The organism is Bacillus sp. MRMR6 (assembly GCF_001940785.1).
Classification (GTDB): Bacteria; Bacillota; Bacilli; order Bacillales; family Cytobacillaceae; genus Neobacillus.
On the sequence record NZ_MSLS01000027.1, the window covers coordinates 1 to 26,127 of the forward strand.

The window sequence follows — 26,127 nt, forward strand, 5'->3', positions numbered from 1 at the left end:
AAACATTCGAATTGGTGGCACGGCATTGCGACCGTTATCCAGACAATATTTATCTTTTAATTCTTCAATTATGAATGAAAAGTCGACTAGTTTTTTAATTTGGCGAAGCATATTATCTTTTGGAACAATGAGATCATAAATTCCTATATATGGGCTAAGATTAAATGAATCTTGAAAGGAAATCATTTCGGTACCACCTTTAAAGTCTTGTTACCTTAATTATAAAATAAAAAGCAGTTGAAGGGTTGATAAAATCAACCTTCAACTGCCTCAAAACAAAGGACTTTTTCAGTGCCCTCACTAAAGCGCCTGCGGGGTCTCCCCTGCCCCTTGCTCCTACAGGAGTCTCGCGCCTTCTGCTCCAATCAACACGTCCAGCATAAATTTTTCAATACAATAAATCGTCTCCTTCATGTAAAATAGAAAAAGGGGGGAGATGTAATGGATTTAAAGGCGGGGTTATGGCAGCAGCAGACATTAAAATTAGCGATGACTCAAGAGCTAACGCAAGCAATTGCGCTTCTCCAGTATTCATCTCAAGAACTGACTGAGTTTTTAGATAGTAAAGCATTAGAAAATCCCCTTTTGGAAATAGATCATCAAAATATTAAACCAATTAATCCATTGGTTGATCGCAACCGAAATCGGACCCGTAGTAACATAAAAAATACAGAGACCAAGTGGATTGAACAAATTGCCTCGAAGTCAACAACGATAGAAGAGCAACTGATGTCTCAGTTAAATATAAATGCATTCTCATCAAAGCAATTACAGGTTATTCGTTACATAATTCAAACAATGGATGGAAACGGTTACATCACTGAAACCCTTGAACAAATAGCGGAGAAGATGAAACTTTCTGTTGAACTAGTAGAAGATTGCTTGATCGCCATTCAGACTCTCGAACCTGCTGGTATTGGTGCACGAAATCTTCAAGAATGTTTATTGATACAGATTGAACGGGAAAATTCAGCTAATGACTTGGCACAGACGATTTTAACGAATTACTTTGTTCCGTTTGCTGAGAAGAAATGGAAACAGATCACAAAGGAGCTTCACGTAACATTACAGGAAATCCAAGAGGTTTCTGATTGGATTCAGAAGCTTAATCCGCGTCCAGGTGCATGCTTGGAACAGGACGAAACGAAATATATCATTCCAGATGCTATTGTTGAAAAGTCAGATATGCAATTTTCTATTAGGTTATGTGATGACCTCCTGCCTAGGATTAGGTTTAACGCCTCATACTATAAACAATTTTCATCCAAAAAGGATGCTCAGCTAGGGAAGTTTTTACAAGAAAAACAGCAGGACTTTCAATGGATTATGAAAAGTATTGAACAAAGGAAGGAAACATTAATAAAGGTAGTTACCAAGATTGTAGAAAGACAGACTATGTTTTTTGAAAAAGGGCCAAACTACTTATTGCCTATGACTATGAAGGACCTATCAAGTGAACTTGATATTCATGAATCGACGGTAAGTCGTGCAGTAAGGGAGAAATATGTCCAAACTCCAATGGGAACTTTCCCTTTAAAATATTTCTTTACTAGTACAATTCAAACAGTTTCCAATGAGAGTACTTCCTCTTCCCAGGTGAAGAATGCAATCCACTCCTTAATAGAAAGAGAGAATAAGCAAAAGCCGCTTTCGGACCAAGAAATTGCAGAACATTTAAAGAACCAAGAAGGAATGGTGGTCTCAAGGAGAACGGTAGCAAAATATCGTGAACAGCTGGGGATCCTGTCCTCTTCAAAGAGAAAAAGATTTGATTGAAAGGAACGAACCGATGTCCGAGAATATTATTACTTTTTATACAAGGAAAGGCTGTACCTTATGTGATAAAGCAAAGGCACAAATTTTAGAACTAAAAGATTCCTATCCTTTTACACTAGCGGAAATCGATATCGCCAAAAGTGATGAGCTAACCGAGCGATATGGAATGATGATTCCTGTTGTTCTTTTGAACGGAGAAGAAATTGGTTTTGGGATTATTAACAAATTTGACATAAGTAACCGTTTACAAGAAAAAACCTTAAATTTATAAGTTGAAATAGGTTTTTACTCCTGTTAGAATGTAAATTGTTAGCAGGGGTGATTTTTTTTAGTTGTAGTGGGACATAATTTGTCTATGGTGGACATTTTTTGACCAACTACTATTTATAAAGGAGCTTGCTCATCATGCAGTCATTCATTGATATCCAAAAAAGATTATTACCCGATCTTCTTCAAGTATTACATAAAAGATATACGATCCTGAGACATATCGGTTTTATGCAGCCGGTAGGAAGAAGGAGCCTTGCTACAAGCCTTGGGTTTACTGAGAGAGTCCTGCGAAGTGAAGTTGATTTCCTAAAAGAACAAAACCTCATTATTGCCAACAACATTGGGATGAGTTTAACGGTTGAAGGAAAAAATTTACTAGAAGACCTCGAAGGTTTAATGCGGGAGCTAAAGGGTATGGATGTAATGGAGTTAGAACTAAAGCACCGTCTTGGTATTCACAAGGCAGTGATTGTTCCAGGTGACAGTGATGAATCTCCGCTAGTGAAAAATGAGTTAAGTAAAGCCTGTGCCGCTTGCATGAAAAAGTTACTCAACGGAAAAAATATTATCGCAGTAACTGGCGGTTCTACAATGGCTGCTGTCGCAGATGCATTAACACCTGAGTTAACAAATGAGGAATTACTGTTTGTTCCAGCAAGAGGGGGCATCGGTGAGGATGTTCACAACCAAGCAAATACAATTAGTTCAATTATGTCAAAAAACACCCATTCACGACATCGCGTCTTTTATGTTCCAGACCAGGTTAGTCCTGAAATCTATGCATCACTCATTAAAGAACCTGAAATTCATGCAGTTTTAGATTTAATTAAATCAGCAAGCATGGTTCTTCACGGTATTGGAGATGCTATCACAATGGCTGAACGAAGAAAGACTAGCCCTGAGGTGATGGAAAAACTAGAAAATAGTATTGCAGTTGGGGAAGCCTTTGGCTATTATTTCAATGAAAAAGGCGATATTGTTCATAAGGTATTAACGATTGGACTCCAGCTTGACGATCTTGCGAAGATTCCTAATATCATCGCGGTTGCTGGAGGGACATCTAAGGCAAAGGCTATTAGGTCGTATATGAAACAAGCACCATCATCAACCATATTGATTACAGATGAAGGTGCCGCAAGAAGGTTATTAAAAGGTTAATTCCTTTTTAAATAAAAAAATAAGCTTTTTCCAAATAAGGAGGAAATTATTATGGCAGTAAAAGTTGGTATTAATGGATTTGGTCGTATTGGACGTAACGTTTTCCGTGCAGCATTAAACAATTCAAATGTTGAGATTGTGGCAATTAACGATTTAACAGATGCTAATATGCTTGCGCATCTTTTAAAATATGATACTGTTCACGGTACTCTACAACAAGAGGTTACTGTTGATGGTCAATACTTAATCGTTGGTGGTCAAAAGGTGAAGGTTCTTGCTGAGCGCGATCCTGCACAACTTGGCTGGGGTGACCTTGGTGTTGATGTAGTTGTTGAATCAACTGGCCGTTTCACAAAGCGTGAAGATGCAGCGAAGCACCTTGAAGCAGGTGCTAAGAAAGTTATCATCTCTGCTCCAGCAGATAACGAAGATATTACAATCGTTATGGGTGTTAACGAAGATCAGTACGATGCAGCTAACCACCATGTATTGTCAAATGCATCTTGTACAACTAACTGTCTAGCTCCTTTTGCGAAGGTTCTAAATGATAACTTTGGAATTAAGCGTGGAATGATGACTACCATTCACTCTTATACAAATGATCAACAAATTCTTGATTTGCCACACAAAGACTACCGTCGTGCACGTGCAGCAGCTGAAAACATGATTCCAACATCAACAGGTGCAGCAAAAGCGGTTTCTTTAGTTCTTCCTGAGCTAAAAGGTAAATTAAACGGTATGGCAGTACGTGTTCCAACTCCAAACGTTTCTATTGTTGATTTAGTTGCAGAATTAGAGAGAAATGTTACAGCTGAAGAAGTAAATGCAGCACTTAAAACAGCAGCAGAAGGTCCATTAAAAGGAATTCTTCACTACAGCGACCTTCCATTAGTTTCTACAGACTATAACGGAAGCCCGGCATCTTCTTCTATTGATGCATTATCAACAATGGTTCTTGAAGATAACATGGTTAAAGTATTATCTTGGTACGACAATGAAGTTGGTTACTCTAGCCGTGTTGTTGACCTTATTGATTACATCGCGTCTAAAGGTCTTTAATAACAATTAGTAATCAAGCTTAATGTTATGGCAGGTCAAAGGGGACGGGGAACATTCCCCCTTCCCTTTTTTTGAGCAAAAAGCATTACTAGTATCGAGTGATTATTCCTTAGGAGGCTTTTTCTATGAACAAAAAGACATTAAAAGATATTGATGTAAAAGGAAAACGCGTATTTTGCCGGGTGGATTTTAACGTTCCGATGCAGAATGGAAAAATTACCGATGAAACGCGTATTCGTGCAGCACTGCCAACGATTCAATATTTAATTGAACAAGGTGCAAAGGTAATCTTAGCTAGTCACTTCGGCCGTCCAAAAGGAACAGTGGTTGAAGAAATGCGCTTAGCTCCAGTTGGTGTTAGACTTGCTGAGCTTCTTGGTAAAGAAGTGAAAAATGCAGATGAAGCATACGGAGACACAGTGAAAGCTTTGATTGCTGACATGTCTGAGGGAGATGTCGTTCTTCTTGAGAATGTTCGTTTCTATCCAGGTGAAGAAAAGAATGATCCTGAATTAGCAAAAGCCTTCGCTGAACTAGCTGATGTTTATGTGAACGATGCATTTGGTGCAGCGCACAGAGCACACGCATCAACTGAAGGGATTGCACATCACCTACCAGCAGTTTCAGGTCTATTAATGGAAAAAGAACTTGATGTTTTAGGCAAGGCACTTTCTAATCCAGAGCGTCCATTTACTGCGATTATCGGTGGAGCGAAAGTAAAGGATAAAATTGGTGTTATCGAAAATCTTTTAGAGAAAGTTGATAACCTGATTATTGGCGGAGGTCTTGCTTATACTTTTGTAAAAGCGCAGGGACATGAAGTGGGTAAGTCATTGCTTGAGGCGGATAAAATTGATTTAGCAAATTCATTTATTGAAAAGGCAAAAGAGAAGGGTGTTAATTTCTATATACCCGTCGATGTAATCGTTGCTGATGATTTTTCAGCGGATGCAAATACTCAAGTGGTTGCGATTGATGCAATTCCTGCAGATTGGGAAGCACTTGATATTGGACCTAAAACAAGAGAAATCTACAGTGATGTTATCCGAAATTCTAAGCTAGTCATCTGGAACGGACCAATGGGCGTGTTCGAGATCGACACATTTGCTAACGGCACTAAGGCAGTTGCTGAAGCACTTGCAGAATCAGAAGGTACATATTCAGTCATTGGCGGCGGAGATTCAGCAGCAGCAGTTGAAAAGTTCAATTTAGCAGATAAAATGAGCCATATCTCAACAGGTGGCGGTGCCTCTCTTGAGTTTATGGAAGGTAAAACACTCCCAGGTGTAGTTGCTTTGAACGATAAATAGAACTTTTTGCGGTATATCAATAAATTTTTGTGCGATATCAACAAAATAAACATCGATATCAACAAATTTTTATGCGATATCAACAAATTTAACATCGATATCAACAAATTAAAGGACGATATCAACAAATTGCTTTATTAGAAAGGAAGTGCCAGCATGCGGAAACCGATTATTGCAGGTAACTGGAAAATGAACAAAACACTTGCGGAAGCAAAGAGTTTTGCTGAAGAAGTGAAGGGACTAGTTCCATCTAATGAAAAAATGGATTCAGTCATTTGTGCACCGGCATTATTTTTAGAAACACTTGTTGACTTAGTAGAAGGTACTAATGTGAAAATTGGGGCACAAAATATGCACTTCGAAGAAAGCGGTGCTTTCACGGGGGAAATCAGCCCAAAACCACTTGCTGAAATTGGCGTACAATACGTTATTCTTGGCCACTCAGAACGCCGCGAAATGTTCAATGAAACGGATGAAGCTGTTAACAAAAAGACACTTGCTGCGTTTAAATACAATCTAACACCTATCGTTTGCTGTGGTGAAACGCTAGAGCAGCGTGAAAATGGCGAAACGAATGAATTAGTGGCTGCACAGGTGCAAAAAGCACTAGCTGGTTTAAGCGAAGAGCAAGTTAAACAAACCGTTATTGCCTATGAGCCTATTTGGGCGATTGGAACTGGTAAATCATCTACCTCACAGGATGCAAATGATGTGTGTGCTCACATCCGTCTAGTTGTTGCCCAAGAGTTTAGCGAAGATGTAGCAAATGCTGTAAGAATTCAGTATGGCGGCAGTGTAAAGCCTGAAAACATCAAAGAATACATGGCACAGCCAGATATCGATGGTGCTCTTGTCGGCGGTGCAAGCCTAGAGGCAGGATCGTTCTTACAGTTATTGGAGGCAGGTAGCTATGAGTAAGTCTCCCGTTGCCCTCATCATCTTAGATGGATTTGGATGCAGGGATGAACAAAAAGGGAACGCAGTTTATCATGCGAAAAAGCCTAATTTTGATCGTTTGTGGAATGAATATCCGCATTCTAATCTAATAGCATCAGGTGAAGCGGTAGGACTTCCTGAAGGACAAATGGGTAACTCAGAAGTGGGACATCTGAATATTGGTGCCGGCCGTATCGTTTATCAAAGCTTAACACGTGTTAATATCAGCATCCGTGAAGGCGAATTTGTGAAAAATGAAACCATTTGCAATGCGATGGATCATGTTAAGAAGAACGGTACAAACCTGCACCTTTTCGGTTTACTTTCTGATGGCGGTGTTCACAGCCATATTAACCATATGTTTGCGCTATTAAAGCTGGCAAAAGAAGAGGGCGTTGAGAACGTTTATATTCACGGCTTCCTGGATGGCCGTGACGTTGGTCAAAAAACTGCGAGAACATATATTCAGCAGACTTTGGATAAAATGAATGAGTATGGCGTAGGAGAATTTGCTACGATCTCTGGTCGATACTATTCTATGGACCGAGATAAGCGCTGGGAACGTGTTGAGAAATCATACTGTTCCATGGTTTATGGAGATGGTCCTACCTATTCTAATCCGTTAGATGTAGTAGAAGATTCTTACCAGCATGGTATCTTTGATGAATTCGTTATTCCATCTGTTATCACAAAAGAAGATGGTCAGCCAGTTGCAACCATCCAAGATAATGACGCTGTAATCTTCTACAATTTCCGTCCTGACCGGGCGATTCAAATATCTAACGTATTTACAAACGAAGACTTCCGCGCATTTGATCGTGGTGAGAAGCATCCAAGAGATTTACACTTCGTTTGCTTAACCCATTTTAGTGAAACGGTAAATGGGTATGTTGCGTTTAAGCCATCAAACCTTGACAACACACTTGGTGAGGTCTTATCGCAAAATGGTTTGAAGCAGCTACGGATTGCAGAAACTGAAAAATATCCACATGTAACCTTCTTTATGAGCGGCGGCCGTGAGGATAAGTTCCCTGGAGAAGAGCGAATCTTAATCAATTCTCCAAAGGTGGCAACCTATGATCTTCAGCCAGAAATGAGCGCGTATGAAGTGACAGATGCCTTATTAAATGAAATTCAAAACGATAAATTTGATGCGATACTTTTAAATTTCGCGAATCCAGATATGGTTGGACATTCTGGAATGCTTGAACCAACCGTTAAAGCAATTGAAACGGTAGATGAGTGCCTAGGTAAAATTGTTGACTTAATTCTTGAAAAAGGTGGCACAGCGATTATTACTGCTGACCATGGCAACGCCGATGAGGTAATCACATTAGAAGGTGAGCCGATGACGGCCCATACAACCAACCCTGTTCCTGTTATTGTGACGAAGAAGGACGTGGAATTGCGTGAAGGTGGTATTTTAGGTGATTTGGCACCCACCATGCTAAACCTTTTAAATGTACAACAGCCAGTTGAGATGACAGGAAAAACATTAATTAAATAACCCAATCTTAAGGAGAGATACAAATGCCATTTATTGTTGATGTATATGCTCGTGAAGTTTTAGATTCCCGTGGAAACCCTACAATTGAAGTTGAAGTATTTACTGAATCAGGTGCTTTTGGACGCGCTATGGTACCAAGCGGTGCTTCTACTGGTGAATACGAAGCAGTTGAACTTCGTGACGGCGACAAAGAACGTTACCTTGGAAAAGGTGTTTTAAATGCTGTAAGTAATGTAAATGAAATCATCGCTCCATTCCTTGTTGAAGAAGAGTTCAGTGTTCTTGATCAAGTAGGTGTTGACCATGCGTTAATCGAGCTTGATGGGACAGAAAACAAAGGTAAATTAGGTGCTAATGCTATTCTTGGTGTATCTATGGCTGTTGCACATGCTGCTGCAGATTACCTAGATGTTCCTTTATATCAATACCTAGGCGGCTTTAACTCTAAGCAGCTTCCGGTCCCAATGATGAACATCGTTAACGGCGGTGAGCATGCAGATAACAACGTAGACATTCAGGAATTCATGGTTATGCCTGTAGGTGCACCAAACTTCCGTGAAGCTCTTCGTATGGGTACTGAAATTTTCCACAGCCTTAAAGGGGTTCTAAAAGCAAAAGGCCTTAACACTGCTGTAGGTGACGAGGGTGGATTTGCTCCAAACCTAGGTTCAAACGAAGAAGCACTTCAAACAATTGTTGAGGCAATCGAAAAAGCCGGCTTCAAGCCTGGTGAAGAAGTTTTCCTAGCAATGGATGCTGCTTCATCTGAGTTCTACAACAAAGAAGACGGCAAATACCATCTTAAAGGTGAAGGAGTTGTAAAGACTTCTGCAGAAATGGTTGATTGGTACGAAGAGCTTTCAACTAAATATCCAATCCTTTCAATTGAAGACGGATTAGATGAAAACGACTGGGAAGGCCACAAGCTATTAACTGAGCGGATTGGTAACAGAGTTCAATTAGTGGGTGACGACTTGTTTGTTACAAACACTAAAAAGCTTTCTGAAGGGATTGCAAACGGTATAGGTAACTCGATCCTAATCAAAGTTAACCAAATCGGTACTCTTACTGAAACATTTGATGCAATTGAAATGGCGAAGCGTGCAGGCTATACAGCAGTTATTTCCCACCGTTCTGGTGAAACTGAAGATAATACAATTGCTGACATCGCAGTTGCAACAAACGCTGGTCAAATCAAAACAGGTGCTCCTTCACGTACAGACCGTGTTGCGAAATACAACCAATTGCTTCGCATTGAAGACCAATTAGGTGAGACAGCACAATATAATGGCTTAAAATCTTTCTATAACCTAAAAAAATAATTTCTTACAAAAAGGCGCTCATTGACGAATGGGCGTTTTTTTTACTCTGCTCTGATGTTCGCTATACCTTGAGGAGTGACAGGTACCATCCAGAAATAGTAAAATATAGGAAGAATAATATTTTCTTGGGGGTCTATTTGATGAAGCGTTTATTGGATTGTTCGGCGTCAGATTTTGCTCGGATGAATGGTCAAGAGTTAAAGCAGGCAATTATCGCTTCAGAGGGCAGGACGATTTTAGCAGAGGTAATTGGGAGTTTTACACCTTATTATCCGGCAGTTACCAATGCTGAAATGGCGGCGGCATTTGGGGCAGACCTAATATTATTAAACTTCTTTGACGTCTCTAACCCTAGTATAGAGGGGTTAAAAGTTGAAGATCCTGAATCAACCGTAAGGACCTTAAAGCAGCTTACTGGTAGGCCAATTGGGTTGAATTTAGAGCCAGTTGATTTGAGTGCCAAACAGATGGAAACCCTAATTGAGCTTCCAGAGGGAAGGATTGCTACGGAGAAGTCGCTTCAAAGGGCTAAGGAACTCGGCTTTGATTTTGTCTGTTTAACGGGCAACCCTAAAACAGGTGTATCAAACGCTGAAATCACAAAAGCAATTCAGGTTGCAAGAAGGGTCTTTGGTGAAGACGGCTTGATTATATCTGGTAAAATGCACAGTGCAGGTGTATCTGGAGAAGCGGGAAGCAGCCTAATGTCGGAAGAAACCTTGCATACATTTATCGAAGCAGGTGCGGATATTATCCTCATCCCATCTCCAGGGACTGTACCTGGCTTTACCGTTGAAAAAACAGCCAAATTAGTAGACATAGTCCATGAAAAAGGAGCTCTTGCCATTCTTACTACAGGAACTAGTCAAGAAGGCTCAGATGAAGCAACAATTAAACAAATTGCTCTTAATAGTAAAATGGCGGGGGCAGACTTATTTCATATAGGTGATGCAGGTGCAGTAGGGATTGCCCTTCCGGAAAATATTACTGCCTACTCCATCGTTGTCAGAGGAAAAAGACATACATACGTTAGAATGGCATCCTCTATATTACGGTAATGGATAAAACCTCCTAAAAGCTGACACAATAACTGGTATTGTTTAATGAAGAATAATATGGTACATTAAGAATACTGTGAAATGTACGACTTAACAGGAGGTGGCCTTTCATGTATGCATTCGTAGTAACATTATTAGTTATTGTAAGCATTGGACTTATTTTAGTTGTATTACTTCAATCAGGTAAAAGTGCTGGATTATCTGGTGCCATTTCAGGTGGAGCAGAAACATTATTTGGTAAGCAAAAAGCACGTGGACTTGATTTGATTCTACACCGTATCACTATCGTTTTATCAGTATTATTTATTATCCTTGCAATTGCAGTTGCTTATTTCGAAGTTTAATAAAAAATACCCAAACTCGGCCAGCAGGTCGGGTTTTTTCGTTGTTACATCTTTATTAATTTGTAAACATCAAGTCTTATTTCTGGCATGTTCTCTCGGCCTTTGCTAAAACTAAAATTAGTGAAATTGAAATAAGGGAGTTATTTATATGAAAATCGCACAACCAAAGCCTTTTACCTTTGAAGGAGGAAAAAGAGCCGTTTTATTACTTCATGGCTTCACGGGGAATTCAGCCGATGTTCGGATGCTTGGACGTTACCTTGAGAAAGAGGGCTACACCTGCCATGCACCACAATATAAAGGTCACGGTGTCCCGCCTGAAGAGCTTGTTCATACCGGACCAGAAGACTGGTGGCAGGACGCCTTGAATGGGTACCACTTTTTAAAGAATAGGGGTTTTGAAGAGATCGCAGTGGCGGGTCTTTCACTAGGTGGCGTATTTTCCTTGAAATTGGGTTACACTGTACCTATAAAGGGTATTGTACCGATGTGTGCACCCATGTATATCAAAAGTGAAGAGGTAATGTATCAAGGAATTCTTGAATATGCTCGTGATTATAAAAGCCGTGAAGGAAAATCAGAAGAACAAGTCGAAATGGAAATGGAACAATTTAAAAAAACACCTATGAAAACGCTAAAGGCTCTCCAAGCAGTAATTTCGGATGTTCGCAACCATGTTGATCTGATTTATGCTCCAACCTTCGTCGTTCAAGGACGTCATGACAAGATGATCAACACAGAGAGTGCAAACATTATTTACAATGAAGTAGAGTCACCGATAAAAGAAATTAAATGGTATGAAGAATCAGGACATGTCATTACCTTTGATAAAGAGCGTGACCAGCTTCATGAAGATATTTACCGTTTTTTAGAAAAATTAGACTGGCAAGATTAATAGCCCTATTAAGGAGGGATTATGTTGGAAGAAAATATTCAACAGCATGTTGATAAGCTATTACAATATATGAGGGACGAGGCTTATAAGCCGCTAACAGTCCAAGAACTTGAGGAAGCTTTCGGGATTTCTGATTCGAGTGACTTTAAGGAATTTGTAAAAGCTCTTGTCCAAATGGAAGAAAAAGGGTTGGTTGTTCGGACCCGCAGTAACAGATATGGTTTGCCGCAAAAAATGAACTTAATTCGCGGAAGATTGATTGGACACGCCAAGGGCTTTGCCTTTGTCGCTCCAGATGAACCTGGAATGGATGATATTTTTATCCCGCCAAACGAAACAAATACCGCTATGCACGGCGATACCGTTCTCGCACGAGTTTCATCTGAAACTTCAGGCCAGCGCAGAGAAGGAAGCATCATTCGCATTATCGAGCGAGGCGTTCAGCAAATCGTTGGAACCTATGTGGAAAGCAAGAGCTTTGGTTTCGTGATTCCAGATGATAAGAAATTTGCCGGCGATATCTTTATTCCTAAGGCTGCCTCTAAGGGAGCGGTTGAAGGACATAAGGTTGTAGTGAAACTCATCACGTACCCTGAGGGCAGGAAAAGTGCTGAAGGTGAAGTAATTGAAGTACTTGGTCATAAAAATGATCCAGGCGTCGACATTCTTTCTGTTATACATAAGCATGGTCTGCCAATGTCGTTCCCAGAGGATGTATTGAAGCAGGCAAACGAAACACCTGATACGATTGAAGAGAGTGAATTGGAAAACCGTCGTGATTTACGGAATGAAGTCATCGTAACCATTGATGGTGCCGATGCTAAGGACTTAGATGATGCCGTGACGGTTACAAAGCTAGAGAATGGTAACTATAAGCTGGGTGTTCATATTGCTGATGTTAGTTATTATGTAAAAGAAGGCACCCCGATTGATCAAGAAGCAGAAGACCGAGCGACAAGTGTTTATTTAGTAGACAGGGTTATTCCAATGATCCCGCATCGTCTATCAAATGGAATTTGTTCATTAAATCCCAAGGTTGATCGGTTAGTGCTTTCATGTGATATGGAGATTAATGACGAAGGTCGTGTTGTTAATCATGAAATTTTTCAAAGTGTAATTAAAACAACAGAGCGGATGACCTATGCTGATGTTAATAAAATCTTAGTTGATAAAGATGAAGAAACAAGAGCAAGTTACGAGTCGCTTGTCCCGATGTTTGAATTGATGGAGGAACTGGCTTCCGTTCTAAGAAATAAAAGGATGCAGCGAGGTGCCATCGATTTTGATTTTAAGGAATCAAAGGTTTTGGTTGATGAAGAAAGTAAACCAACGGATGTTGTCCTCCGGGAACGGTCAGTAGCTGAAAGGCTTATTGAGGAGTTCATGCTGGCAGCAAATGAAACCGTTGCAGAGCACTTTCATTGGATGGAAGTTCCGTTTATTTACCGAATCCATGAAGATCCAAAGGAAGATAAGCTGAGAAGGTTTTTTGAATTCATTACAAACTTTGGGTATATCGTGAAAGGAACGGCCAATGAGGTACATCCAAGAGCGCTTCAAGAAATTATTGAAGAGGTCCAAGGGAAGCCTGAGGAGATGGTTATCTCAACCGTTATGCTCCGTTCGATGCAACAGGCTAAGTATGACCCAGAAAGCTTAGGACATTTTGGTTTATCAACTGAGTTCTATACACATTTTACTTCACCGATCAGGCGTTTTCCTGATACGATCGTTCATCGCTTAATCCGGACGTATTTAATAGAAGGAAAGCTAGATGCAACGACGAGGGAGAAGTGGAATGTCCGCTTGCCTGAGATTGCTCAGCATGCCTCCAAAATGGAGCGTCGCGCCGTTGATGCGGAACGGGAAACGGATGAATTAAAGAAAGCTGAATACATGGAGGATAAGATTGGTGTTGAGTATGATGGCATCATTAGCTCTGTCACCAACTTTGGGATGTTCGTTGAGCTGCCAAATACCATCGAAGGTCTTGTCCATGTCAGCTATATGACCGATGATTACTATCGGTTTGACGAGCGACATTTGGCAATGATTGGTGAGCGAACAGGAAATGTATTTAGAATTGGTGATGAAATCACCGTTCGAGTGGTAAAAGTGAATAAAGATGAACGGTCAATCGACTTTGAAATTGTTGGAATGAAAGGAACTCGCCGCGAGCGTTCAGATACGCCGAGAGTTTTCCAAACCGGCAGTGATGTGAAAAAACCACGTCGGAACAAGACAACAGAAGGACGAGGGCAAGCTGGAGGTCAAGGACGAGGCCAAGGTGAAGGTCAAAAATCCGAGAGCAGTGAAAATGGTAAGGGTCCAAGAAAGAAGCGAAAATTCTACGACAATGTCCCTAAAAATAAAAGCACAAAACGCAAAAAGAGAAGATAGTATAAGAGAGGGCCTTAATAAGGCTCTCTTTCAATTGTGATGCAGGCTTATTTTTGCTACAATAAAAGCCTAGAGAAGAGGTGTAGCGAATGCCAAAAGGTGTAGGTAAAGTGGTTGCTCAAAATAAGAAAGCGAATCATGATTATTATATTGAAGAAACGTATGAAGCAGGAATTGTTCTTCAAGGAACTGAGATTAAGTCAATCCGCGCTGGTAAAGTGAATTTAAAGGATTCATATGCTAGAATCCATAACGGTGAAATGCATTTAATTAATATGCACGTGAGCCCTTATGAGCAGGGGAATCGTTTTAATCATGATCCACTAAGAGAAAGAAAGCTATTACTCCACAAGCGCGAGATTCATAAATTATTTGGTGAAACAAGGGAAGCCGGCTATGCGCTTATTCCTTTAAAGATTTATTTGAAAAATGGATTTGCAAAAGTTTTATTAGGTCTTGCAAAAGGTAAGAAGAATTATGATAAACGTGAAGTCTTGAAGCAGAAAGAGGCTAAGCGAGATATCGAACGAGCTTTCCGTGAGCGACAAAAGATGTAATTACAAATACTTACAATTGAAATATGCGCTCAGTATGTTATAATAAGTTTGTCGCTAAGGAGCGATGAAAACTTTTGCTCAAACTATTGTTGAGCATCCTAACGTCTGCTGCTTAAATCTTTAACTAGATTTCAGCACATTTTATATGGGGGCGCTACGGATTCGACAGGGGTAGTTCGAGCTTGGGTGGCGAGTCGAGGGGATCGGCCTCGTTAAAACGTCAACGCCTATAACTGGCAAAACTAACAACAACCTAGCTTTCGCAGCTTAATAACTGCATAGCTGTTCGCCCCTCCATCGCCTATGTGGTAGGGTAGCGGACTCACTCTTAGTAGGCTACACCGGAGCTCACCGTCTGAGGGCGAAGGAAGAGAACAACCAGACTAGCTGACCGGAAGCCTGTCGACAGGCAAAAGGATCAGCGAAGCGCCAATATGTCGACTACACTCGTAGAAGCTTAAGTGCCGATATCTTTGGACGCGGGTTCGATTAGTAACTTAGTCGCCTTATGTGGTAACACATAAGTGAAAATTCGGCTTTATCGGTGAAACCTACGTCGCGCTAAAGTGCGATAAGGCAATGCCGAGCGGTATGTGGAGTAATCCAACAGCCGTGTATCGACTCATAGGCTGCCATTATTGAATGGTAGTACTAGGATGCGAAATCCTGCCTCCTTAAAGAGGTAAAATATATGTTTCGCATAAGACGCCGAAGGACCTGTGAAATTAACAGGTTCAAGATATAGTCAGTGCCATTGCGAAAGCATGGAAACGCACGTCCCGCCGTCTCCACCATACATAAGGTGGATAACAAACCAGCAGAAATGCTGGTTTTTTTATATGCTAAAAAAATCCTCCTCAAACCTTACCTTTTGCTCTAGTAATTCTCCGTTATATTTACCATTTCTTGGTGTTACCCTTTCGTAATTACAGATAATCCATAGAGCACGGTTCCTTTTCTTATCTACTCTGAGATATGGGGTTATCTGTTTTAATACTGACAGAACTGTATCCTTATTCTTGATATTCAATGAGAATGATTTTTTATGTTTGTCTGGTTTATAATTTTTTTTATCAGTGATAGTACCTCTAGTAAGTGATAATACATATTCTAATAAGTCTCTATCAGTCGAGGCGATTGAAATACAAGGCCGCCTGTGTTCATTATGATGTAATGTTGTTAATGTAATTGATCCCTCACCGTCAATAATTCCAGCTACATACGCAGCTTCCCAGGGTTCCATTAGAAAACCTCCTAAATGAAACATGTGTTCTAATTTCATTCTACTACTTTATGTAAAATTTTACAATTAGAAAAACTAACAGGTATCAGGGCATTGATTTAACTCCAACAAACGCATTTTTATTTATAGACCAAGGAATAATATAGTTGAATGTGTCTGACTTCGGCTTAGGGAAGGACTCCGAAAGTCTATCGACTTTTAAAAAAATTTGCTCATTGGTTTCATCCTTATAGCAAAAGTAATAAAAACAAAAAGCTACCGATTGGTAGCTTTTCATTTTACTTTAAGTTGTAGAGACTTCCATCAAAATTGGTAATATCATTGGTCGTCTTCTGGTTTCCTTATAAATTAATGGCTCAACCTGAGTTAATATCTCCTTCTTAATGGTGACCCACTGAAGTCGTTCTGCTTCGAAAGCCTTTAATGTAGCTGTAGATGCAGCATCTCTAATTTTCCCCAATAATTCTTCAGATTCTCTCATAAAGACAAATCCTCTCGTAATAATTTCAGGACCGCTAATGATGGTTTTATTTTTAAAATCAATAGCTATAACTGCCATTAAAATGCCAGACTCTGAGAGTTTTTTACGATCGTTAAGGACAATTGCCCCAATGTCACCTATTCCTTCACCGTCAACGTAAACAGGATCTGCTTGTACATTACCAGTCACCTCGGCAGTTTTTTCATTGACTTCGAGTATGTTCCCATTATCCATTAAGAATGAATTGCAGATAGGTACACCACATTCCTGTGCTAACTCTGCATGCTTCTTTAGCATTCTGAATTCTCCGTGTATTGGCACAAAAAAAGTAGGTTTCATCAATCGAAGCATAAGTTTCAGTTCTTCTTGAGCTCCGTGACCTGATGTATGAATATCAGTTAGTTTATGATGGATTACATTTGCACCAGCACGACTTAATTGATCAATAATTTTATTAATACCTATTACATTACCTGGTATTGGGGAAGAAGAAAAAATGACAGTATCCTCTTTCTTTATTGATAGTTGGGGGTGCCTCTTAGTAGCAATTCTTGATAAGGCAGCAAAAGGTTCTCCTTGGCTACCAGTACAGATGACAAGCATTTGTTTATCAGAATATTTGTTAATATCAGTCTCATGAATTAATGTGTTGTCAGGAATATTTAAATAACCAAGTTCTTGTCCAATTCGCACTGCTTTTACAAGACTTCTTCCAAGAACAGCAATTTTTCTTTTATTAATGACTGCTGCATCAATTGCTTGTTTAAACCGATACATATTGGACGAAAAAGTAGCAAAAATAATCCGCCCTGAAATATGGTTAAAAAGATCGTGTATCGTTTGACTGATTTTCCTTTCAGACATTGAAAAACCGGGAATTTCACTATTTGTACTATCCGAAAGCAGGCAGATTACCCCTTCATTACCGATTTCAGCCATTTTTGAAATATTGGGGGGATGACCTAAAGGAGTCAAATCAAACTTGAAGTCACCTGTATGAACAACATTCCCTTTCGGTGTTTTTACAACGATGCCGTATGAATCGGGAATACTATGTGTTGTTCGAAAAAAATCTACTGACAAGTTTTTAAAAGAAATTATTTTGTCCTCTTCAATTTCATAAAACCTTGCTTTATCCACTAGTCCATGCTCTTTTAGTTTTTCCTTAATTAACTCAATGGCCAATTTTCCAGCGTAAATTGGTATGTTTATTTCCTTTAATAAAAAAGGAATCCCCCCGATATGATCCTCATGCCCATGTGTAATGAATAAACCTTTTATTTTATCTTCATTTTCAATCAAATAAGAGTAATCTGGAATAACATAATCAATTCCAAACAAATCATCTCCCGGGAATTTAATACCTGCATCCACTATAATAATTTCATCTTGATATTTTATAACATAGGTGTTTTTACCAATCTCCCCAAGACCACCGAGTGCAAAAATTTCTATGTTATTTTCTTTTCCAAACGTCATATACTCACTCCATCCATTTTAAACTGTTAGGTTAATTCTATCATAAAAAATGGAGGTTACTAAAAAGTGTGTTTTTCCTCATAGATAAAGATAAATGGGATAACATTATATTTCTGATTAGATATAATAATCATAGCGACAGTTTTAAAGAATGATGTACTTTTTAATTCCTGATTGAGACAAAAAGGAAAGCATATCCTAGAAGTAGAGGTCGTTCGGAATTTGTATAATATCTTGTGACAAAATAAAGGGGATAATAAGACGTGATAAATGTAGTCATAAGAGAAGCAATGGATTCGGACATTCTGTCAATTCAAACTATCTACAATCAAGGAATTGAGGCTAGGATTGCAACGTTAGAAACAGAAATTAAAGATGAAACATACATGAGGAATTGGCTTGAAAATCATCGGGGCAGATATAAGGTAATCGTGGCAGAAGAAATGGGACAAATTGTTGGTTGGGCTTCTTTAAATCAATACAATAATCGGTGTGCATATGATGGGGTCGCTGATTTATCAGTTTATATATCTAGGGAGTATAGAGGTAAGGGTGTTGGAAAGAAACTGCTGGTAAGACTTGAATCCCTTGCTAAAGAAAATGGCTTTCATAAAATCATCTTGTTTACATTTCCATTCAATCAATCAGGACAGGGATTATATAAAAAAATGGAGTTTCGTGAAGTCGGGGTATTTCAAAAACAGGGGATCCTAGGTGGTAAATTCGTTGATGTTATGGTAATGGAAAAACTATTGTAACCATCTGGATTGCTAGCTACGGCTATCAGTTTTTACTTTTTTACATTAACTTTATAATTAACCTATTGAAATTATTTATTGTTTAACATATCATATAAGTAAATAGTTATATATTAATTAACGGAACTAACTACGTATTAAATAAAATTATCTAATATATATAGGTAAATTATTATCTGTTTATATTCATTAAATACCATATATAAGCAAATCGTTATATTGTAAATCAATTATGTAATATAATGCATTGGGGGGAAAAACATGTTATTCCAATCCATTCCTGCAATAGGATTTATTTTATTAGTTTTAATTATTGGAATGCTTCTCTTACGTTATTACAAGGGACCTTCGATTATCTCTAATTACTTGCATAAAATGATGAATTTATTTAAAAAATAACCAAAGGATATTAGTAAATGGTTATACAGTAATACTTGGACTGAGGAGGTGTCATTCATGCAAGTATCGACGGTAGATATTGAAAAAACTGCATCTATTTTAAAATTGTTAGGTGATAAAACACGGTTAACCATGGTGAAAATTCTACAAACAAACGATTGTTGCGTGTGTGAATTTGTAGAGATATTTAAAACCAGTCAACCAGCGATTAGTCAACATATACGTAAGCTAAAAGATGCAGGGGTAGTAAGAGAAACTAGAAGAGGACAATGGATTATCTATTCATTAAATGTGAATAGTGAATACAATCCCTTAATCCAAAACCTACTGCAGCATCTTCCTAACCAAAACAATAAAATACAAGAACTAGAAGAACTGGGGTTACGTATCTCGTGTGAGTAATTGGGGGGAGTCCATTTTGACATCTGTAATAGTAGCATCCGTCATTTTTTTACTAACACTTATTTTAGTCATTTGGCAGCCAAAAGGATTGTCGATTGGCTGGTCTGCTTGTGGAGGTGCGATCATAGCACTTATCGCAGGTGTGGTTGATTTTAATGACGTGTTAGATGTAACATCCATTGTTTGGAATGCAACATTAGCATTTATTGCAATCATCATCATATCACTCATCTTAGATGAAATTGGATTTTTTGAGTGGGCTGCTCTTCATATGGCAAAAGCAGCAAAGGGTAATGGAGTTGTAATGTTTGTGTATGTTTCGATATTAGGTGCACTAGTTGCTGCATTTTTTGCTAATGATGGTGCCGCACTTATTTTAACTCCAATTGTTTTAGCAATGGTTCGAAACTTAAAATTTGAAGAAAAGATGGTATTTCCATTCATCATTGCTAGTGGATTTATTGCTGATACAACCTCGCTTCCACTTGTTGTGAGTAACTTAGTAAATATTGTGTCTGCTGACTTTTTTGGGATTGGATTCGCTGAATTTGCTTCAAGAATGATTGTTCCAAACCTTTTTTCATTAGTTGCAAGTATCTTGGTGTTATTCCTATATTTCCGTAAGAACATTCCAAAAAAATATGATCTTACACAGTTAAAAAAGCCAATAGAAGCCATTCGAGACGTAAAAATGTTTCGATTGTCCTGGATTGTTTTAGGAATCCTTCTAGTCGGGTATTTCGTTAGTGAGTTTTTAATGGTTCCCGTTTCCATTGTAGCTAGTATAGTAGCTATTTTCTTCCTTTTCATGGGAAGAAGAAGTCCAGCGATTGAAATGAAAAAGGTTATCAAGGGTGCACCATGGGCAATTGTTTTCTTCTCAATTGGTATGTATGTCGTGGTATATGGATTAAGGAATGTTGGTTTAACGAATGTGTTATCGGACTTAATCCAAGCGACAGCCGATAAAGGGTTATTTGCTGCAACAATCGGCATGGGATTCATCGCTGCCATTCTGTCCTCTGTCATGAATAACATGCCAACAGTTATGATTGATGCATTAGCGATTGCCGATACCGATACTAGCGGGGTAATCAGAGAATCCCTTATCTATGCCAATGTGATTGGGTCAGACTTGGGTCCTAAAATCACTCCGATTGGTTCACTTGCCACTTTATTATGGTTGCATGTTTTATCCCTTAAAGGGGTCAAGATCTCTTGGGGAACGTACTTTAAAACAGGTATTGTATTAACCATTCCAACACTATTTATTACATTAGTTGGTCTATATATTTGGTTGTTAATTATTTATTAAAAGGAGAGTTTAAAATGTCAAAAAAATCATTATATTTCCTATGCACAGGTAATTCCTGTCGAAGCCAAATGGCAGAAGGGTGGGCAAAAAAACATTTAGGTGATGAGTGGGAAGTTCGCAGTGCAGGAATTGAAGCCCATGGATTGAATCCGAATGCGGTAAAGGCAATGAAAGAGGCTGGAATAGATATTTCCGATCAAACCTCTGATATTATCGATCCTGAGATTTTAAATAATGCGGATTTAGTGGTTACACTGTGCGGTGATGCGGCAGATAAATGCCCTATTACACCGCCAAAAGTGAAAAGAGTACACTGGGGATTTGACGACCCTGCTAAGGCTGAAGGAACAGAAGAAGAAAAATGGACAGTTTTCCAGCGAGTTCGTGATGATGTTGGAGAACGTATCAAGCGCTTCGCAGATACAGGGGAGTAAGAGATCATTAAAAGCCAGGATTGACCTCTTGGCCAATTATTGTTATGCGATATAAGGATATGCTTATTTAATTTTCTATATAAACAATAGCTTTAAATAGAAACATATTTAAAAGGTGGATTAAGGATGACAACAAAGAATTATAATGAGTTAATTAAAGACCGGATTTATATTGGTGGAGTCGATGATGTGCAAGATGTAATGGATCATGAAAAAGCGGATGTTATATTTGATTTACGAGCTGAAGCACCTGAGAATAAAGTTGAGTATAATCGGATTCATAGTCCCATCGTTGATGATGGAGAGCACCAGGACGAATCTATTAAGAAGTCAATAGACGATGTTGTAAGTGCCTATAACGAGGGGAAAAAGATTTATTTCCATTGTGGTGGTGGAAGTGGCCGTACGGGGACGGTTGCAGTTGGAACCTTATTGTCTTTAGGTAAAGCTAAGACAATTGAGGAAGCAGAAGAAATGGCTAAGACTGCTCGTCCTAAGATTAACGTGAAACCTCAAATGAAAGAAGCATTAAAGCGTATATACCCTAATTAAGAATTACATTTTCGAGAAGCTTTTCATAAATAAAAAAGGTACATTTTTTACTTAATTTTTCTAAAAAGATACCTTCAACTTTACGTTTGGAGGTTTTTTTTTGTTCAAAATAGACTTAAAAAGGATGACGGAAAATGGACTTACAAACATTATTATTTATGTTCTTTGGTGGATTAGGTATTTTCCTATTTGGAATAAAATATTTAGGTGATGGACTTCAAAAGGTTGCTGGTGATGGACTTCGGGACCTTTTAGACCGATTCACAACAAACCCACTTATGGGGATCCTTTCTGGGATTGTAGTCACAATACTTTTACAGACAAGTACAGGAACGACCGTTTTAACAGTAGGTCTAGTAAATGCAGGATTTATGAGTTTAAAGCAAGCCATTGGAGTTATTCTTGGGGCTAATATTGGCACAACCGCGACAGCATTTATCATTGGAATTAAAATTTCTAAGTATGCCTTACCGATTATTGCCGTAGGAACATTTCTTATTTTCTTTTTTAAAAATCACAAAATTAACAATTATGGTCAGGTTATCTTTGGTTTTGGAGCTTTATTTTACGGTTTAGATTTAATGGGTACTGGCCTAAAACCATTGAGAGAAGTACAGGCATTTGCTGATTTAACTGTCAGCATGAGTGATAATCCAATTTTAGGTGTTGTTATTGGAACGATTTTTACGATTGCGGTCCAAAGTTCGTCTGCAGCAATTGGATTATTACAAACCTTATATGCCCAAGGTGCACTGAGTTTAGACGCTGCACTTCCCGTTTTATTTGGTGATAACATTGGAACAACTGTCACAGCTATAATAGCAGCTATAGGTGCTTCAGTAGCTGCCAAAAGGGCAGCTGCAACTCATGTTATTTTTAATCTTATTGGTACAGCACTCGTTCTCATATTATTAAAACCTTTTACGTATTTAATTGAATTAATAAGAGATGCCTGGAGTTTGAATCCTGAAATGACGATCGCTTTCGCCCATGGAATTTTTAATGTTTCTAATACTATTATTCAATTTCCTTTCATAGCTGTATTGGCTTGGATTGTAATAAAACTCATACCTGGTCAAGATTCAGTAGTAGAATATAAGGCGGTTCATTTGGACGAGGAGTTTATTAGACAGTCACCTTCTATTGCATTGGGGCAAGGGCAAAAAGAAGTGATAAGAATGGCAGATTTAGCAGAAAAGGGTCTTGAAGAAGCAAGGAATTATTTGAAAACACATAAGAAAAAACATGGTGAAATGATTCCACAGTTTGAAGATGCAATTAATAATCTAGATCGGAAAATTACCGAGTATTTAATCCAGATTTCTTCCCATTCTTTATCTGATAATGATTCCAAACTACATTCGGCACTTATGAGTACAGTGCGTGATATAGAGCGAATTGGGGATCATATGGAGAATATTATGGAGTTAGTAGATCATAAAATTGCAAACAAAGTAGAGTTTTCTGAATCAGCAAACAAAGATTTAGATGACATGTTTGACCTAACAGTTTCTACTATTAAGCAGGCTATTCATGCTCTTGATACAGGCAATATAGACGAGGCAAAATCTGTACTAGAAAAGGAAGATAGGATCGATAAAATGGAACGTGACCTTCGTAAAAAACACATAGCACGGTTAAATGAAGGCAGATGCACAGGAACAGCAGGAATAGTGTATGTTGATATTATTAGTAACTTAGAAAGAATAGGTGACCATGCAGTTAATATTGCAGAAGAAGTAATTGGAGAAGTATAAGGGTTTAAGAGGACTGGATGTGCATCCAGTCCTTTGTTTGTGTGTGCCCGGCATGGGTGCAGTCTTTAGTTATAATGATCAACTGCCCTTTGATTGATTTTAGTTGATTGCCTTATAGTTATAGAAAGAGTTAACAGTTTTATGCATAAATATAAACTTTTTAAACTAAAAATACATTTTTCTCTTGCCTATGAAGTATATTATCCTGTATGATTCTATCTATGAAGTTTATCATTCAACATGATTGTATTGTTACTAACTCTAGGCATTTTTTTTTTGCTAGGCATGAAGGATGGGATACTTTATATACTTTATAGTGAAGTATTTCTTTCGTTGCTGAAAAAGGAGGTATTATGGGGCAGAAATCTTTGAATCAATTAATAAAAGAAAATATAACGATACTTTCTCCAGGCCAAAAAAAGGTTGCTGAATTTTTCATCCAACACAAAAACGAAGCTCCACTGCTTACCGCCTTTCAGGTAGGAAAGAAGGTAGGAGTCAGTGAAACGACCGTGATTCGACTGGCGTATGCACTGGGGTTTAGTGGTTTTTCACAAATGCAGGAAAAGCTGCGTAAAGAGTGGCTTTCGAGTAAAGATACTCAAATGGATGAGAGAATATCAAATTCCAAAAATGAAAATAACAACACTCATTTGTTCACCAAAGTGATTGAAAAAGAAAAGCTAATCCTTAAGCAATTATTTCAGCAGCAGGATCCAACTCAAATTTGGAAGGTTGTTGATCAAATCATAAAAGCTGACCGCGTTTTTATTGGTGGATTTGGCAGTTCGTATAGTGCAGGCTACTGGTTCTATTTTTCGCTTAAGCAGCTTAGGGATCATGTGTATATCAGTAATCCTACTGGTTTTATGACGGAGGATATGACAGACCTTACAGAAAAGTCTGCCGTTATTATTTTTTCATACCCGCGTTATCGGAAAGAATCTATGAAACTAGCGAAATTTGCAAGGGAACAAAAAGCCAACATTATTGCCATAACAAACAGGCAGCTATCACCGATTGGCCAAGTGTCAGACACAACTTTAACAACAGAAGAGTTTATGGAATCAGGACATCACTCGATTGCCTCTGTGATTACCTTGCTTGAAGTCATCATTGCAGGAATCCATCAGAAGGATCAGGATAAGATAAGCAATAGGCAAAAAAAATTAGAAATGTTTTATACAGACCTACAATTATTTCTTGAATAAAAACGTATAAATTTAGGAGGCACTTTCATGAATGGAAATTCAAAAGAGTTAGCAGCAAACAAAGAAGAAGTGAAATCATTCGTAGATTATTTGAAATTTATCATACCATCGCTTTTTGGGGTCTTACTATTCATGATTCCGTTCCAAGCTGAGGACGGAATCACCATCCCTGTTGCCTATTTAGCAGGCCAAATCAATGGTCTATTAGGTGACTTGATTCCACCGATTACACTGGCAGTTATCGCCCTATCGGTAATAGGTTCATTTATTGCATTTGTTTTTAAACCAAGCTTTATACTCAAAAATGAACTTCTTAATAAACTGTTGAATGTTAATTTGTTCTGGCTAATTGCACGCTTTTTAGGATTAGTTTTTGCTAGCATTACGATTTTTGAAATGGGTCCTGAGTGGATTTATTCGGAAAATACCGGTGGACTTTTGATTTACGACTTAATGCCGATTTTATTTACCACCTTCTTGTTAGCTGGTTTCCTTTTACCGCTACTATTGAATTTTGGCTTGCTTGAATTTGTTGGAGCATTATTAATCAAGTTCATGCGACCAGTTTTTAAATTACCTGGACGTTCTTCATTAGATTGTCTGGCATCATGGGTGGGCGATGGAACCATTGGAGTATTATTAACAACGAAGCAGTATGAAGATGGCTATTACACAAAACGTGAAGCAGCAGTTGTAGCAACGACTTTTTCTGTAGTATCGATAACTTTTACGATTGTTATTGCTCAATACCTAGACTTAGGTGAGTATTTCATGCATTATTATGCGACGATTATTTTTGCCGGTTTAGTGGCAGCTGTCATTATGCCGCGTATACCGCCATTGTCGAGAAAGCCTGATACAGGTTATGAAGGTACAGAATTTAAGGTTGAAGATGACATTCCAGCTGAGTTTACACCAGCACGCTGGGGCTTAAACTTGGCGGTAAAGAAAGCACAAAAGAATACAAGTGTTTCAAAAACGGTCAAAGAAGGTCTTGGAAATGTTTTAGACATGTGGATGGGTGTATTGCCAATTGTTATGGCGATCGGAACCACTGCATTGGTAATCGCTGAATATACACCAGTGTTCACGATTCTTGGTAAGCCATTTGAGCCGATCTTAGCTTTGATGCAGGTTCCAGAAGCAGCAGAAGCAGCGCAAACGATGGTAGTTGGCTTTGCTGATATGTTCTTGCCAGCAGTTATCGGAAGCGGAATTGAAAGTGAAATGACTCGTTTTATTATTGCCTGTGTGTCTGTAACACAGCTAGTTTATATGTCAGAAATGGGCGGCTTGCTTCTTGGTTCAAAACTGCCAATCTCGATCAAAGATTTAGTATTGATTTTCTTACTGCGTACCATTATTACACTACCGATTGTAGTAGCAATTGCACACATTATTTTTTAATAAGGATACAGGAAAGGCCGCTGTGAAAAACGGCGGCTTCTTTTTTTAGATAAGATAAATGTTGATATTGAACGGTTTTTGCGAAATCTGCGAGACT

General features: G+C 38.6%; 24 protein-coding genes and 1 other RNA gene. 22 read left to right on the top strand and 3 right to left on the bottom strand.

What is annotated here, in order from left to right:
- Positions 1 to 186: transposase (locus BTR25_RS19895; protein WP_483295275.1), on the bottom strand; the 186-nt coding region annotated here is incomplete at its 3' end.
- A gap of 255 nt (positions 187 to 441) precedes the next feature.
- Between BTR25_RS19895 and rpoN the strand changes: the two genes are divergently transcribed.
- From rpoN to ssrA, 14 genes are all read left to right on the top strand, one after another.
- Entirely contained in the window at positions 442 to 1,776 is a 1,335-nt protein-coding gene (gene rpoN / locus BTR25_RS19900; RefSeq protein WP_075689777.1) for an RNA polymerase factor sigma-54, read from the top strand.
- A gap of 13 nt (positions 1,777 to 1,789) precedes the next feature.
- Complete coding sequence (locus BTR25_RS19905; protein ID WP_075689834.1) at positions 1,790 to 2,047, top strand: glutaredoxin family protein; 258 nt, start codon at positions 1,790 to 1,792, stop codon at positions 2,045 to 2,047.
- Between the two features lie 134 nt (positions 2,048 to 2,181).
- Complete coding sequence (locus tag BTR25_RS19910; protein WP_075689778.1) at positions 2,182 to 3,204, top strand: sugar-binding transcriptional regulator; 1,023 nt, start codon at positions 2,182 to 2,184, stop codon at positions 3,202 to 3,204.
- A gap of 51 nt (positions 3,205 to 3,255) precedes the next feature.
- Positions 3,256 to 4,263, top strand: coding sequence for a type I glyceraldehyde-3-phosphate dehydrogenase (gene gap / locus BTR25_RS19915; protein ID WP_075689779.1), 1,008 nt, complete (start codon positions 3,256 to 3,258; stop codon positions 4,261 to 4,263).
- A gap of 125 nt (positions 4,264 to 4,388) precedes the next feature.
- Positions 4,389 to 5,573, top strand: a complete 1,185-nt coding sequence (locus BTR25_RS19920; protein WP_075689780.1) for a phosphoglycerate kinase — start codon at positions 4,389 to 4,391, stop codon at positions 5,571 to 5,573.
- 156 nt (positions 5,574 to 5,729) lie between these two features.
- Complete coding sequence (gene tpiA / locus BTR25_RS19925) at positions 5,730 to 6,491, top strand: triose-phosphate isomerase (protein ID WP_075689781.1); 762 nt, start codon at positions 5,730 to 5,732, stop codon at positions 6,489 to 6,491.
- Complete coding sequence (gpmI, locus tag BTR25_RS19930; RefSeq protein ID WP_075689782.1) at positions 6,484 to 8,016, top strand: 2,3-bisphosphoglycerate-independent phosphoglycerate mutase; 1,533 nt, start codon at positions 6,484 to 6,486, stop codon at positions 8,014 to 8,016. Before tpiA ends, gpmI begins: the two co-directional genes overlap by 8 nt.
- A 23-nt stretch (positions 8,017 to 8,039) precedes the next feature.
- Positions 8,040 to 9,338, top strand: a complete 1,299-nt coding sequence (eno, locus tag BTR25_RS19935) for a phosphopyruvate hydratase (protein ID WP_075689783.1) — start codon at positions 8,040 to 8,042, stop codon at positions 9,336 to 9,338.
- Between the two features lie 140 nt (positions 9,339 to 9,478).
- Complete coding sequence (locus BTR25_RS19940) at positions 9,479 to 10,396, top strand: DUF7916 family protein (protein WP_075689784.1); 918 nt, start codon at positions 9,479 to 9,481, stop codon at positions 10,394 to 10,396.
- Between the two features lie 110 nt (positions 10,397 to 10,506).
- On the top strand, positions 10,507 to 10,740 hold the full coding sequence (gene secG, locus BTR25_RS19945) for a preprotein translocase subunit SecG (RefSeq protein ID WP_075689785.1): 234 nt from the start codon (positions 10,507 to 10,509) through the stop codon (positions 10,738 to 10,740).
- A 148-nt stretch (positions 10,741 to 10,888) separates the two neighbouring features.
- Positions 10,889 to 11,635, top strand: a complete 747-nt coding sequence (locus tag BTR25_RS19950) for an alpha/beta hydrolase (RefSeq protein ID WP_075689786.1) — start codon at positions 10,889 to 10,891, stop codon at positions 11,633 to 11,635.
- 24 nt (positions 11,636 to 11,659) lie between these two features.
- A complete protein-coding gene (gene rnr, locus BTR25_RS19955) occupies positions 11,660 to 14,035 on the top strand; it encodes a ribonuclease R (protein ID WP_075689787.1) in 2,376 nt (791 codons plus the stop codon).
- An 89-nt stretch (positions 14,036 to 14,124) separates the two neighbouring features.
- Entirely contained in the window at positions 14,125 to 14,592 is a 468-nt protein-coding gene (gene smpB, locus BTR25_RS19960; RefSeq protein ID WP_075689788.1) for an SsrA-binding protein SmpB, read from the top strand.
- 155 nt (positions 14,593 to 14,747) lie between these two features.
- Positions 14,748 to 15,084: a transfer-messenger RNA gene (gene ssrA / locus BTR25_RS19965) on the top strand.
- A gap of 343 nt (positions 15,085 to 15,427) precedes the next feature.
- Here ssrA and BTR25_RS19970 read toward each other — a convergent pair.
- Entirely contained in the window at positions 15,428 to 15,835 is a 408-nt protein-coding gene (locus BTR25_RS19970; protein ID WP_075689789.1) for an LAGLIDADG family homing endonuclease, read from the bottom strand.
- A gap of 283 nt (positions 15,836 to 16,118) precedes the next feature.
- Positions 16,119 to 17,795 (bottom strand): ribonuclease J1, encoded by a 1,677-nt coding sequence (rnjA, locus tag BTR25_RS19975; RefSeq protein ID WP_075689790.1) that lies wholly within the window; start codon positions 17,793 to 17,795, stop codon positions 16,119 to 16,121.
- A gap of 263 nt (positions 17,796 to 18,058) precedes the next feature.
- Here rnjA and BTR25_RS19980 point away from each other — a divergent pair, with 263 nt between their 5' ends.
- From BTR25_RS19980 to BTR25_RS20015, 8 genes are all read left to right on the top strand, one after another.
- Positions 18,059 to 18,553, top strand: coding sequence for an arsinothricin resistance N-acetyltransferase ArsN1 family A (locus BTR25_RS19980; protein WP_075689791.1), 495 nt, complete (start codon positions 18,059 to 18,061; stop codon positions 18,551 to 18,553).
- 456 nt (positions 18,554 to 19,009) lie between these two features.
- Positions 19,010 to 19,354 carry an ArsR/SmtB family transcription factor gene (locus BTR25_RS19985; protein WP_075689792.1) on the top strand — a complete coding sequence of 115 codons (345 nt, stop codon included), beginning with the start codon at positions 19,010 to 19,012 and terminating at the stop codon, positions 19,352 to 19,354.
- 16 nt (positions 19,355 to 19,370) lie between these two features.
- Positions 19,371 to 20,669: an arsenic transporter gene (locus BTR25_RS19990; protein WP_075689793.1), complete on the top strand. Its 1,299-nt coding sequence runs from the start codon at positions 19,371 to 19,373 to the stop codon at positions 20,667 to 20,669.
- 14 nt (positions 20,670 to 20,683) lie between these two features.
- The gene (gene arsC / locus BTR25_RS19995) at positions 20,684 to 21,103 is read left to right on the top strand and encodes an arsenate reductase (thioredoxin) (RefSeq protein WP_075689794.1); all 420 of its coding nucleotides are present in this window, start codon (positions 20,684 to 20,686) and stop codon (positions 21,101 to 21,103) included.
- A 126-nt stretch (positions 21,104 to 21,229) separates the two neighbouring features.
- On the top strand, positions 21,230 to 21,655 hold the full coding sequence (locus tag BTR25_RS20000; protein WP_075689795.1) for a protein-tyrosine phosphatase family protein: 426 nt from the start codon (positions 21,230 to 21,232) through the stop codon (positions 21,653 to 21,655).
- Between the two features lie 134 nt (positions 21,656 to 21,789).
- Positions 21,790 to 23,412 carry a Na/Pi cotransporter family protein gene (locus BTR25_RS20005; protein WP_075689796.1) on the top strand — a complete coding sequence of 541 codons (1,623 nt, stop codon included), beginning with the start codon at positions 21,790 to 21,792 and terminating at the stop codon, positions 23,410 to 23,412.
- Between the two features lie 353 nt (positions 23,413 to 23,765).
- The gene (locus BTR25_RS20010; RefSeq protein ID WP_075689797.1) at positions 23,766 to 24,623 is read left to right on the top strand and encodes a MurR/RpiR family transcriptional regulator; all 858 of its coding nucleotides are present in this window, start codon (positions 23,766 to 23,768) and stop codon (positions 24,621 to 24,623) included.
- Positions 24,624 to 24,650: 27 nt separating this feature from the next.
- Positions 24,651 to 26,030 carry a YjiH family protein gene (locus BTR25_RS20015; protein ID WP_075689798.1) on the top strand — a complete coding sequence of 460 codons (1,380 nt, stop codon included), beginning with the start codon at positions 24,651 to 24,653 and terminating at the stop codon, positions 26,028 to 26,030.
- The last annotated feature ends 97 nt before the right edge of the window (positions 26,031 to 26,127 follow it).